This window comes from Prevotella sp. HMSC073D09, from assembly GCF_001814145.1.
In the GTDB taxonomy this organism is placed as follows: Bacteria; Bacteroidota; Bacteroidia; order Bacteroidales; family Bacteroidaceae; genus Prevotella; species Prevotella conceptionensis.
The window spans coordinates 31513-44656 of sequence record NZ_KV815069.1 but is presented as its reverse complement, the minus strand read 5'-3'; the positions used below and the strand labels follow the sequence as shown (position 1 = coordinate 44656).

The 13144-nt window shown below is 48.4% G+C and carries 10 protein-coding genes; 3 read left to right on the top strand and 7 right to left on the bottom strand.

From position 1 onward, the window contains the following. Positions 1-538 precede the first annotated feature (538 nt). Complete coding sequence (cls, locus tag HMPREF2955_RS04810) at positions 539-1963, top strand: cardiolipin synthase (RefSeq protein WP_019188906.1); 1425 nt, start codon at positions 539-541, stop codon at positions 1961-1963. Positions 1964-2023: 60 nt separating this feature from the next. Here cls and HMPREF2955_RS04805 read toward each other — a convergent pair whose 3' ends face one another. Further along, positions 2024-2689, bottom strand: coding sequence for a SprT-like domain-containing protein (locus tag HMPREF2955_RS04805; protein ID WP_070721484.1), 666 nt, complete (start codon positions 2687-2689; stop codon positions 2024-2026). 72 nt (positions 2690-2761) lie between these two features. After that, positions 2762-3856: a metallophosphoesterase gene (locus HMPREF2955_RS04800; RefSeq protein ID WP_070721481.1), complete on the bottom strand. Its 1095-nt coding sequence runs from the start codon at positions 3854-3856 to the stop codon at positions 2762-2764. Positions 3857-3996: 140 nt separating this feature from the next. Between HMPREF2955_RS04800 and HMPREF2955_RS04795 the strand changes: the two genes are divergently transcribed. Both HMPREF2955_RS04795 and HMPREF2955_RS04790 read left to right on the top strand, forming a co-directional pair. Further along, entirely contained in the window at positions 3997-5457 is a 1461-nt protein-coding gene (locus HMPREF2955_RS04795) for a calycin-like domain-containing protein (RefSeq protein WP_070721496.1), read from the top strand. A 236-nt stretch (positions 5458-5693) separates the two neighbouring features. Continuing rightward, the gene (locus HMPREF2955_RS04790; protein WP_246830069.1) at positions 5694-6860 is read left to right on the top strand and encodes an SGNH/GDSL hydrolase family protein; all 1167 of its coding nucleotides are present in this window, start codon (positions 5694-5696) and stop codon (positions 6858-6860) included. 332 nt (positions 6861-7192) lie between these two features. Here HMPREF2955_RS04790 and dnaG read toward each other — a convergent pair whose 3' ends face one another. From dnaG to HMPREF2955_RS04765, 5 genes are all read right to left on the bottom strand, one after another. Then, positions 7193-9175 carry a DNA primase gene (gene dnaG / locus HMPREF2955_RS04785; protein WP_070721480.1) on the bottom strand — a complete coding sequence of 661 codons (1983 nt, stop codon included), beginning with the start codon at positions 9173-9175 and terminating at the stop codon, positions 7193-7195. 292 nt (positions 9176-9467) lie between these two features. Beyond that, a complete protein-coding gene (locus HMPREF2955_RS04780) occupies positions 9468-9893 on the bottom strand; it encodes a SlyB protein (protein ID WP_070721478.1) in 426 nt (141 codons plus the stop codon). Between the two features lie 214 nt (positions 9894-10107). Further along, positions 10108-10731: a uridine kinase gene (gene udk, locus HMPREF2955_RS04775; protein ID WP_070721476.1), complete on the bottom strand. Its 624-nt coding sequence runs from the start codon at positions 10729-10731 to the stop codon at positions 10108-10110. Positions 10732-10801: 70 nt separating this feature from the next. Then, positions 10802-11377: a uracil-DNA glycosylase family protein gene (locus HMPREF2955_RS04770; protein ID WP_210401273.1), complete on the bottom strand. Its 576-nt coding sequence runs from the start codon at positions 11375-11377 to the stop codon at positions 10802-10804. Between the two features lie 45 nt (positions 11378-11422). Next, entirely contained in the window at positions 11423-12457 is a 1035-nt protein-coding gene (locus HMPREF2955_RS04765; protein ID WP_083317630.1) for an endonuclease/exonuclease/phosphatase family protein, read from the bottom strand. Positions 12458-13144: the final 687 nt, after the last annotated feature.

The following is a 13144-nucleotide window of genomic DNA, read 5'->3' as shown; positions in this document are numbered from 1 at the left end:
TTTACCTACTTTTCGGCCTACATTTTCGCTAGAACGAAGTGATCATTAGAACAATATCGTAAAATAAAAATAATTATTTTAAGTTTTTGAATGGGTTAGTTTGTGAGGCTTTTGTTGATGAGGTGGCGGATTCGGGAGTTGTTGGGTTTCGTAAGTTTATAAGCCGGTGAGTTGACTTGTCCCGCACCCCTCAATTTATAGAAATATTTAAAGTCGAGACGACTTCCTTTAAACAAATGTTTAAATCATCCCAGAAGCCTGTATTTGTGAGCCGTTTATTTTGTAGTTATAAAAACAATGCGTATTTTTGTGCATAACGTAAGGAGAGGAAAGCGGTACGAACCAAACAGAGTGAAACAGCTCTCCCACTGTAAAACAGAACGAGGAAAGTGGTACGAACCAAACAGAGTGGAACAGCTTTCCCACTATAAAACAGAACGAGGAAACGGGCCGAACTAGGACTAGTTTCGCTATTTTGTCTCATTCCAGACAGCAACACAAAAGCCCTACGACAGCAAGAGTAGCAACAAGTATGCCTATGCAATATCTCCACACGGCCATAATCGCACTTTATATCATCGTCACCATTGGCGTGATGGTGCGAGTTCTGATGGACCATAGGCAGCCAGCCAAGACCATGGCGTGGCTTCTTGTGCTTACTTTCGTACCTGTGGTGGGCATCGTTTTCTACTTCTTCTTCGGACAAAACACGCGCAAGGAACGCCTCATCAGTCAAAGGAGCATGGACAGGCTCACCAAACGCAGCATGCTGGAATACGTTGAACAGGGCGAACTGCAACTGCCCGACGCCCACAAAGAACTAATCAACCTCTTCACCAACCTCAGCCTGGCCCTGCCCTACAAGGATAACGAGGTGGAGATATTCACCACTGGGCACGATTTCTTCCTCGACTTGCTTGCCGAGATAGGCCAAGCGCGCCACCATATACACCTGGGCACATACATTATTGAAGACGATGCACTGGGCCGACTGGTTGCCGACGCCCTCATCGACAAGGCAAAGCAAGGTGTAGAGGTGCGTCTGATATACGATGATGTGGGCTGTTGGAGCGTTGGCAACAGCTTTTTCGACCACTTGGCGCGGGGTGGCGTACAGGTTCAGTCGTTCATGCCCGTTCGTTTTCCCATGTTCACCAGCAAGATGAACTACCGCAACCACCGCAAACTCTGCATTATCGACGGCCGAACGGGCTACATCGGTGGCATGAACGTGGCCTTGCGGTACGTGAAAGGCACGCGCAAGCAAGAATGGCGCGACACACATGTGCGCCTTCGAGGCGGCGTGGTGTATGGCATTCAGCGCGCATTCCTGGTGGATTGGTACTTTATGGCGCGCACACTTATCACCGACAAGGTGTATTATCCCGTGCTTTCGCCCCAAATTAGCAACAATTGCATCGCGCAAGTGGTAACAAGCAGCCCAGTTTCGCCTTGGCCCGACATCATGCAAGGCTACATGCGCATACTGCTTGAGGCCAAGAAATACGTCTATATGGAGTCGCCTTACTTCTTGCCCACCGAGCCGATACTCTTCGCTATGCGAACAGCAAGGCAAGCAGGAGTAGACATCCGCCTGATGCTCCCTGCAAGAACCGACTCTAAAATAATTGAGTGGGCAGGCCGCTCGTATGTGCAAGCGGCTTTGGAGGCAGGAGTTATGATTTGCTTTTACTGCGCTGGCTTTAACCACAGCAAGCTGCTGGTGTGCGACGACAGCCTTTGCACCTGCGGTTCTACCAATGTAGACTTCCGAAGTTTCGAAAACAACTTCGAGGCCAATGTGTTTTTCTACGACAAGGAGATGGCTTTGAAGATGAAAGAAGTGTTCTTAACCGACGAGGCCGAGTGCATCGTACTAGACAGTCCCGACATATTTGCACACCGGCCTTTCCTTGCCCGACTATGGGAATCGCTCATCCGACTGCTTTCACCATTACTCTAAAAAGGACAATTGAAAGCCGTCGCCCCATCATAGACTCGCACTACAAGCACTAACATCTTATTATTTAGGAAGGACCAAAGGTTCCATCTTCTTCAGCATTTCGTCGAAAAAGTCGGGCGAAACAGGCACGCCACGCAACGTCCTAACCTTTGGATACCCGTTGAAATACACGTCTTTTGACACATACCAGCCATAGTTTTCCACCTCTCTAACACGCTTAATCTGCCCGTCTAGCTTACGAAAGTTACACGGCGAGACCACCGAAAACATCTTTTTACCCGAAGAAAGCGACAGTGCCAACACCAAATATTCGCGCCGCGGAACATGCTCTTGCGCCACCTGCAAGTCCTTTCCCCTTTCAGAAACCTTCATGTTCCAGCCGTATTCACTATTTAGTCTGTTCATCATCGCCCTAAAAACATCGCCATGGGGAGCCGTATCTTGGATGTTGTTGTACGCTATATAATAATGTATCATCTCGTGCAGCAACACGTTTTTAAAACCTTTCTCGTCTTGTTCGAACAGCACACTCACATGAATGGCATAATCGAAAGTTTCTACTCGCCCCTGCCGAACCCTCCTTTTACAGCGCATCGAGCCCAATTGCGTTCTCGAACGCGACAGCATCAGGCGCGGCACGGGCAATTTTCCCCCGAAATAATCGCGGTTAAACTCGCCGAACCATGCGCTAAGATGTGCCTGTGTCAGTTTAAAGTTGCTTTTCATCTGTGTTTAAAATCCTCGTGGCCCAGCGCCCTTCTAATCCGTCGTGTTCGCCACATCTACGTATTTCTCAGCCTAAAAGCTTTGCGATATTGTGGTCACCACATATTCGCTGCGTGTGCCAATCCTAAATTTTCCGCCCCAAATGCCAATGCCGCTGGTGACATAATAGCGCGTGTTGCCCTTCATCAATGGCCCATACGCATCTTCGTAGATGGCATCTTCAATCCATGATATGGGCCATACCTGCCCATAATGGGTATGTCCGCTAAGTTGAAAGTCCACCCCTGCACGTTGCGCCTCTTCCAAATGGTAGGGCTGATGGTCTAACAATATGGTGTATTTAGAGGGGTCCACCTTGCCCATCAGCGTTTTAAGCGATGCTCTTCGCCCATTAGTTCGGTCGTCGCGCCCCACGATATTGAGGTCCATCACCTGCACAACGCTGTCGCGCAGCAAGTTGATGTTGGCAGCTCGATAGAACTTTTCGGCGTTAGCGTCACCACTATAATACTCGTGGTTACCCAAACAAGCATATATGGGCACCTTTATTCGGCGAAACTCCTCGGCAATGTTCTCTTCCAACAGCGGCCGCACGCTTATGTCGATGATGTCGCCAGCAATGAGAACAAGGTCGGGGCGTTCGGCGTTTATCAAGTCCACCCAACGTGCGAACTCCGCCCTGCGGTTGTGGTATCCCAGGTGCAGGTCGCTAATCATCACCACTTTAAGCGGTTTGTCCAGATGCTTAGAAGTGTTTAGATGCAACTCTTGGCGCACCTTATTGTTATAATGAATGTTGCCATACACAAATACAGACAGCAAAATGCCCAATACGGTGAGCGTTCCAAGCAAGCTGTTATACATGAAATGCTTGGGAACAAGATGCACCAACCGCCCTATGTCGAGCAAAAGAAAGAGCATAACGGCATAGAGCAGCACGAAAATCGAAGACGTTCCAAATTCATAAATACACGTGGCAAGTGGCATTGGCACTTTATTTAGTCCAACACCGAAACTGAAAACCAACGCAACAAAGCCCAAGGAGAGCAATGCAAGTAGCACGATTTTCAGCCAATTATGCAGCGGAACGATGTTCCAAACATGCCAAAACACATATATATGCCCAACAATAGGGATGAGCATAAACAATAACATTCCAAGTTTCATACTGCGAAGTTACGTAAAATATGTCAAATTAAGCCTTTTCTCATGTATAAAGAACGCGTAATATCAAAAAAAATTATTAGCTTTGCAACTTGTTCAACAAGGCGAACAGCAGCATGTCCGCCACAAATAAAAATAATAGTATGAAAAGGTTTTTTACAACATTATTCGTCGCGTTAGGCGTATTTACCGCATTTGCCAAAAGCTACACGGGCAGACTTGTGGTAACCGTTAATGGCGAAACACTCAGCAACAAGACTGCATCCATCGACGTAGACCAACAAGGCGATGGCAGTTACACCCTCTCGCTGAAAAACTTTTCGATTAGCCTAAGTGGTCAAGAACTTAACATTGGCACCATCAACATCCCTGCCACGCCCTACGCTCTGGGCAATGCGCGCTTACTTCAAGCCAACAGGAACGTGCCAATAAGCAGCTTAGGGAATGTGCCTATCAACCTCCTTGCACAAGAATCAGTCGACAAGCTACATGCCAACATCGACATCAATTTTAACGGAATGACTATTAAAGTGGTGTTCGGCGAAGGCTATCAAGTGCCTAACAGCAACTTTGAAACCTTCGGGGCAAGCAAAGAGCCAAACCGCTGGCACTCGTTCCAGAGCGTTATGGGCTCGTTTGCTAGTTCAGCACAAACAGATGCAGCCATCAGCAGCGACCAAACTCGCCCTGGTTCAACGGGAAAAAGCTGCGTTTTAATTAAGTCGAGAGAGATAGACTTTTTCTTTTTCAGCGTTATTGCCAACGGAACATTAACGACGGGCAGACTGAATGCAGGTTCATCATCGCCTTCGAATGCCAAGAACAACTCGTTCCTCGACCTCGCCAACAAAGACAAAGACGGCAATGGCGACCCATTCTACACCGAATTAAGCGGCCGTCCCGACAGCCTTTCATTGTGGGTGAAGTTCAAACAAGGCAAACCTTCTGCCGACCATCCATACGCAACAGCCAAGGCAGTGATTACCGACGGCACCTATTATCAGCTGCCGGAAGAGAAGGGAAAGACCTACAAAAAGATGGCAGAGGCCATTAACAACGAGATTGCCGACACCAAAGGCGAATGGAAACGTTTGTCCATCCCCTTCAGCTACGTTAATAACAGCATCGACCCGAAAGCCATTCTCGTTACGCTTTCTACAAACGCCGATGCAGGCAAGGGCAGCGGAAGCGACGAATTATACGTAGACGACCTCGAATTGGTGTACAACTTTGGCGTTGAAGGCATCAGCATAAAGGGTCAAGCACTTGCAAACTTCGCAGAAAACACCACCGAATATACCCATGCCACAGGCAATATAACTGCCGACGACATCACTGTGAAGACCAAAGGACAAGGCACACTGGTAGCAAAAGCCGTAGAAAACGGCAAGGCCACCGTGCTGGTTGCCAGCAACGACCTAAGCAAATATCGCCTTTACACCATCAACGTAACCACAGGCATTGACAATTTGCCCAGCGTTGAGGCCAACAACCAAGTGGAAATATACACCCTCGACGGCGTTCGCGTAAACAACACCAATCGCAAGGGCGTGTATATCATCAAAGATGCACAAGGCAAAACACGCAAGGTAGTGAAACAATAAGCCTCGAGAAAAGCATGGCGAAGGGGTTTTCTGTGCGCAAAACGTCAGCCTAGCCCACTCGCCCACCCCACAAAGGGTGCTTTCCTGCACAAAACGACATTGCCTGCGGTTGCCAAACAGCCACAGGCAATGTTTGTTTTTGCCCCCACCCGATAGGCATTTCTCAATTAAGGCAAGGCAGCCTAGCTGCTTTATCATTCATCATTACAACGCTAACAAAACCCTAACCCACCAACATGAACCCCATCTGCAACATCCACACACCTTATTATATAGGTGCAACAAGCACGGCCACTTCAACACGGCCCGTGCTTAAATCCATATTCGCTGCCCTCATTATCCTATTCGCCGCCCTTGTTCCAACCACAGCGCAGGCAGCCAACGACACGCAAATTAAAGCCACCAGCCCCGAAGTGCAATACATCGGACGCGTGGAATACAACGCCACAGCAGGCACCGTGCGCTATGATTGGGTGGGGACCTACCTGCGAACAGGCTTTACAGGTACAGAGATTGCCGTCTTAATCTCAGACGAAGGCGAAAGCTATCACAACGTTTTCGTCGACGGCAAGTGGATAAAGAAGATTAGGGTAAAGGGCAACACGCCCCAACGCATGGTGCTGGCAAACGGTTTGAAGAGCGGAAAGCACCAACTGGTGCTGCAAAAATGCACCGAAGGCGAATACGGATGCACCACGGTGCACGCCTTGCTCTTGTCTAAGGGCGGTTCGTTGCATGCCGTACCCGCCCCCAAGCGGCTTATCGAAGTGATTGGCGACTCGTACACCTGCGGCTATGGCACAGAAAGCAACAAGGCTACCGACCCCTTTAAACTGGAAACAGAAAACTGCGACAAGGCCTATGCCTGCCTATTGGCCCGCTATTTCGGGGCCGACTATGTGTTGGCAGCCCATTCTGGCCGCGGCATGGTGCGCAATTGGGGCGACACGGTGCAGATTTCGAAAGGCAACATGTCGCAACGCTACCTACAACTCTTCGACCATTACGCCACCACCCCTTACGATTTCAAGGCCTATCGTCCCCAATTGGTGCTGATAAACCTTGGCACAAACGACTATTCCACCATCATTACGCCCTCTGTTGAGCAATATGTGGGCGCATACGTTAAGCTTATCGAGCTTGTTCGCAAACAATATGGGCCAGTACCCGTTATCTGCATTCGTCCCCATTCGGCAGGCGCGTACCTCTCTGCAAGCTTTAAGGTGCTGCAACAACGGCTGTCTGCGCACAAGGATGTGCACTTTGCCGAGTTCATGCCAGGCATTATTACCGTAGACAAAGACCTTGGCGCAAGCTACCACCCCAACTATTCGGGACAACAAAAGCTCTGCATGACACTCGTTCCCCTGGTGTCGGCGGTGATGGGATGGGAAATAAACTAAAGAAAAAGAGGAAATAAACCAAAGATAAAAAGAAAACCTATCACTACAAGCAACGTGTAGTGGTGCTACAAGCACTTTGTAGGCAGGCTACAAGCATTTTGTACTGGCAGTACAAGCCGTTTGTAGCCTGCCTACAAAAAGCTTGTACCATCCCCAACCAAAGCCTACTCCCGAACAAGGGCCTTACAACAGGCAAACAAAGGCATGGTTGAACATTATCAACAAACGCATCAAAACAAAGAAGTTTAGGCTCTCTAAACGCCTAAACTCCATCATCATATCACACAGAAGCTTCAATATTCAGCGGCTTACGCCCCCTAAACCTCACCTTTTTAAACCAAAATTTCGCTGCCCAATCGCCGTGCCAACTCGTTGCGAATTGTCTGCATGTCCTTAAATTCGGCCATTAGCTGCATCAGTTTTTCAGGGTCGCTGGCCGCTTGTGCAATCTCCGTTTGCAGCGTTTTTAGGCGATGCTCCACATAATCAAGGCGAAAATCGAGCAGCAAATGCACCGTTCGTTGGCGCAGTTCGTCCTCTTTCTCCTTTTCTTTCAGTCGTTTCTCTTCCTCGTCTAGCGGATGGATGGGTTCGGGTTGTTTCAGTTTTAGGTACTGATACGGATCCATGCACAGTTCGGTTGCCAGCTTGCTCAGCTCAATATCCTCGTGATGCACAAAGTAAGGCTCTGCTTTAAAGTCGGGATACACGCTCCTTTCTGCCGCCTCTTGCAAAATTCTGTTAAATAGCGGATGTTGAAACGCCAACTCGTCTTGCATGAAATCATATTGAATAAACTGCGCCACGGTGAGGTTAAGCAAGTTTCCATCCTCATCTTCCACGTTGCGCAGCACAATCCGTTCGCCGTACTTCACCACCTGTTCCACCAACATACGCTCCACCTTCGCCGCCTGTTGCAGTGGTGTAACCGTCTGAATGGTGGGCCGTGGCGTTGTTTCCATACTCTCCTGAACCGCACGTGACGTTTCCGTAGACCGCCTTTCGCGGCTCTCGCGTATGTATCTGTTCATGCTGTTGATGAGCGTTGTTTCGGCCACACCTAGCCGTTGGGCGCAATCGTGCAAGTAAGTGTCGCGCAAAATCTGGTTGGGAATAACCGAAACACTCTGCACGATGGATGAGATTGCCTCTGAACGGCGAGCAGGATCGGTAACACCATCGAGCAAAACACGCGTTTTAAACTGTATGAAGTCGGTCTGATTGTCGGCAATATACTTCCTAAACTCCTCGGCATTGTGCTTTCTGGCAAAGCTGTCAGGGTCGTCGCCATCGGGGAAAAGCAACACTTTTACGTTCATTCCCTCGGCCAACAGCATATCCGTTCCACGTAAGGCGGCGTGTATGCCCGCCGCATCGCCATCGTAAAGCAGCACAATGTTCGAGGTAAAGCGGTGTAAGGTGTGTATCTGATGTATGCTAAGGGCCGTACCAGAGTTAGCCACCACGTTCTCAACGCCACACTGGTGCATTGAAACAACATCGGTGTAGCCCTCCACCATGTACACGCAATCTTCTTTGGCAATGGCTTTCTTGCCCTGAAAAATGCCATATAGTTCGTGGTCCTTATGGTAAATATCCGAGTCGGGCGAGTTAACATACTTCTGTTGTACGCCTTTTGTGCGCGAGTCTAGCAGTCTTCCGCCAAAGCCAACCACCTTTCCGCTAACGCCAAACCACGGAAAAATAACACGCCCGGCAAAGCGATCGACATACCGTCCGTCGTCGGTACGATAGCAAAGTCCCGTCTTTACCAAGAAATCTACGTTATATCCCTTGTCTTTTGCCGTGCGCGCCAGTAGCTCTCTGTCGTTAAGGTCGAACCCCAAGCGAAACTTTCGCACGATGTCGTCTCTAAAACCACGGCTCCTAAAATACTGCATGCCGATGGCAAGCCCGTCTACATTATTGTGTAACGTGTCTTCAAAATGTTTCGCAGCCCACTCGTTAACGATGAACATGCTCTCGCGTTCGTTCTGTTCGCGCCGTTCGTCGTCGCTCAGTTCGCGTTCCTTAATCTCGATATGATACTTGTTGGCCAGCCACCGCAATGCCTCTGGATAGGTCATTTGCTCGTGTTCCATGATAAAGCTCACGGGGGTGCCACCCTTTCCACAACCAAAGCAATGGCAAATGCCACGCGCAGGCGACACCATAAACGATGGTGTGCGCTCGTTATGAAACGGGCACAACCCTTTATAGTTCGCCCCGGCCTTGCGCAGGGTTACGAACTCGGAAACCACATCCACGATGTTGGCTGCCTCTTGTATCTTCTCTATGGTTGCTCTGTCTATCATGTCTTGTTTAACTGGATGCAAACGGCTTCAATAGAAACTGCCTTAACCAACTGCGAAGTTATAAAAAAAGATTGAAACAAACAAGGGAGCAACCCGTAAAGAGCAGGCGGAAGAAAGGATGATTGGTGGGAACGGCTATGGGTTGTATCACTAATTATCAGCAATACAAGCCATTCAACTACTAGATTTAAAGCCAACAAAGCTAATTTCCAGAACCAGCATTACACGAAAACAGGGCGAGGAATACTCCTCACCCTGCCTTATTACTTCTTAAACAAGAATCTAATGGAGCTTATCTCCAACCTCCAACAAACTCAACTTTTTGGTTCAGCTTGGAAATTTTGTCTTGAATCTTTTCCATTTTCTTTTCTAGTTTCTCCACCTTCTTCTGCTCCTTGGCCAGCTTCTTGTTCATCTTGGTTACTTCTTTAAGCGTTTTTGCCCTAGCCTTGGCTGCCTTGGCGGTAGCCTCGGCATCACGAGTACTCAACCCAGTAACCACACTTGCATTAGCCTCTGCATTGACATCGGCTGCCTTCTTTCTTAGTTCGGCTAGCGAAGCTATTGCCTTTTCGTATTGCAATTGGGTGTTGGTAAGCTGCGTTTGCAACTTCAATGCCTTTTGTTGGGTCTTCAAATCTCGGATTTCCTGATTGTCTGCGTAGACTGTTACCCCTAATGAAAGCATCATGATAGACGCTAGTATAAATCTCTTCATTGCTAAAACTGATTTTCTAAATTAATATTCTTTTCTCTAATTATATTGCAAAGATAGCATAAAAGCAAATACTTTGCAATAGTTTCATACAAAAAAACTAGGCGTTTAGCAATTTTTATTGATTTATCGCAAGCAGAATGAGATTTTACAGGCGCAAAAGACGACAAGTTGATAGGCTAATAAGTTGACAACTTAACGAGTTGTTTGTGGGGACTTACTCCACAGGAACAAGCCCCTCGATATAACTACACAAAATGCCGATACCCTTTTCATTCTCGCCGCCTTGCGGTATAATCAAGTCGGCATAACGTTTGGTGGGCTCGATAAACTGCTCGTGCATGGGTTTGAGTACCTCCAAATAACGTTCCACCACCATCGAAACCGTTCGGCCACGGTCGATGGTATCGCGCTGAATATTACGTATCAACCGCTCGTCGGGGTCGGCATCAACAAATACTTTCAAGTCCATGATGTCGCGTAGGCGTTTGTTCAGCAAGGTCATGATGCCCTCGATGATGATAACGGGCTTAGGTTCAACGTGCACCGTTTCCTTTAAGCGGTTACAAAGCAGGTACGAATATGTGGGCTGTTCGATGGCTACCCCACTGCGAAGGTCGTTAACATGCTTGGTCAGCAGTTTCCAATCGAAAGCGTCGGGGTGGTCGAAGTTAATGGCATGCCGTTCTTCTTCGGTCATGTCCGACGTGTCGTTGTAATACGAATCGAGTGGAACCACCGCCACATAATGGGGTGGCAACGCCTCTGCTATTTTCTTCACCACCGTTGTTTTGCCCGAACCTGTTCCGCCAGCAATACCTATTATCGTTGTCTTTTGCATCGTGTTATCGTTTTATTGAGTGGATATTGTTGTCCTGTTTACAATTTTCTTCACATCTATAAGCCCATTACTACAAGGTTTCTTCAAACATCGCCTTGTACCATTCGGTTTTCTTCTCCACTTTAAGCGGATAGGCACGCGAAGAGCTTGGCATGCGGTAGAGCCGCATTTCGCGACCGTCGGGTTGAAAGATAAACGGAACATACGCCCCAACCTTGGGCTGTTCGGCAATGTTGAAGTGTGCCCTAAGCACATCGGCAGCCAACTGTCCCGTCACCACCACATTCTTACAATCGGGCACTTGCAGCAAAAGTTCGTCAAGGTTGGTGGGTTCTATCACTTCAAGATCCTTGTCTGCGGCAGTCCCCGTGGTGCGGTTAACAGCCGTTGCCGTGTCGTATATGCCCACGCCCTTTGCAGTGAGAAAGGCTTTCAGCTCGTCTAGCTTAAACGTTTTGTTGGCCTCGTCCACGAAGTGTTGCTTATCTTCGAAGAACGCCAAGCCAAAGATGCGCCACATGTCGTTGGTGAAGTTGGGATAAAAGAAGTTCATACACCATCGCTTTTGCGAAGGCGGGAAACTGCCCAGCATTAACAGCTTGCATCCATTGGGCAAAAAAGGTTTCAAAGGGTGTCGTTCTACCATTATTGTTTAACGCGGCGTTTAACGCCATAAAGGCCTGTCTGCCTGCTATTCTTTCTCTTTTACCAGATAAACCACCACGGGAAGGTGGTCGCTAAAACCATCGAGCCACACGCCTCCTGCCGTTGTTCGTTTAGGCATCCCCTTATACTTGCCCTCGGTTTGGAAGAGGTAATCGCGTTTAAATATTTGGTTTTTCCAATATTTTAGTGCCGTAAAGTCTTTCGAGCCATTGGCGTTGAGCAGGTTTTTAGAGAGCAATATCTGGTCGAACAAGTTCCACGAGCCCTGAAATTGCAACGTACCCACCCCCTCTTTGGTCAGCACATTGTACCAAGGGTTATACATATCGCCCTCGCCCACCTCGCTCATGTTGGCTTTTCCACGCAGGCCTTGGCTGATGCTTTTGTCCATCGGGTCGTCGTTCATGTCGCCCATTATCAGCACTTTGCAGTCTTTGTCCTCGCGTTGAACGGAGTCGCGAATGGCCAAAATCTGCCTTGCGCCCTGCTCGCGATAGAAAGAATCGCTAAACCTACTGGGCAAATGGCATACCACCACTGTTACATGTTCGCCTGCCAGCGTTCCGCTCACCGTTAGAAAACCACGTGTATAGAAAGCGCTATCCTTCTCCAAGCTTTGCACGTAGGGCACAAGTTTAACGTTGCGCACGGTGAAAAGTGCAGGATTGTATAGCAATGCGCAGTCTATGCCGCGGCGGTCGGGTCCTTCTATATGGCAAAACTTATATCCACGAGCCGCCAATTCGGGTTGCGCAGTGAGGTCGGTCAGCACCTTGGCGTTCTCCACTTCGGCTAATCCGATAACGGCGCACCCCACCCCAGGCAGCACATCGGTACCCATATCGGCCAAAGCGCGTGCCATGTTGTGCAGTTTGTGGGTGTATTTCATGCCATTCCATTTGTACGAGCCACTTGGCAGAAACTCGTAATCGCGCTTGCCTTCGTCGTGGCAAGTGTCAAACAGGTTTTCTTGGTTGTAAAATCCTGCGGCGTAAACCGCGAATTTCTTTTGTGCTGCTGCCGATAAAACGACCACAAGCAGGGCCGACAAGGCAAGCATCCTTCTAAAATAGCTCATGTTTTTGCGTATTGTTGTTCATTTTCTTGTTCTTCAAAAGTGCGTTTTTGCCTTTCCGCTTCGCCAAACACTCCGTGTAGGCGATTTCCAATTTCTCGCCAGGGGCAAAGCTCCAAGCCAGCTTGGCGTTGCCCATCAGGCCCACCAAAAACGTTCTTGAATTACTGTCTTTTCTGCTTTCGCCCGCCATTTATGCCAACAGCCGTTATCATCGGCAACTTCGACCACTGCTAAGCAGTATGCAAATATCGTCATTTTATTTTGAAAACGAAAGCCATTGCCCCATTTTTTTGGCTTTTGCAAGCTACAAGGAGTTGATTGAGAACTTGCAAATCTACTGGGTATTTGCATAACAAACCAAATTAGCTTGCCATTCATCGGCGGGTAAACGCATTAACGGCCCAACTAGCACATTAGCAAACTCGCAAACGCATCGAACTAAGAAGGGCGAAAGAATGTCCACACCCATCAACTAGCCCGCCTGCAACTAGTCAACTGGAAAGTTCATTATCTGGTCAAACGGAAAATTCATTAACTGGTCTACTGGAACATTCGCCAACCTATCAAATCGTCAATCCTCAAAAAGAATGTCCGTTTTTCGGTACAAATTTTAACATTATGAGTACCCTTTTTGGCCACCAACCGCGCACCTTGCCGCAAAAAATCGAT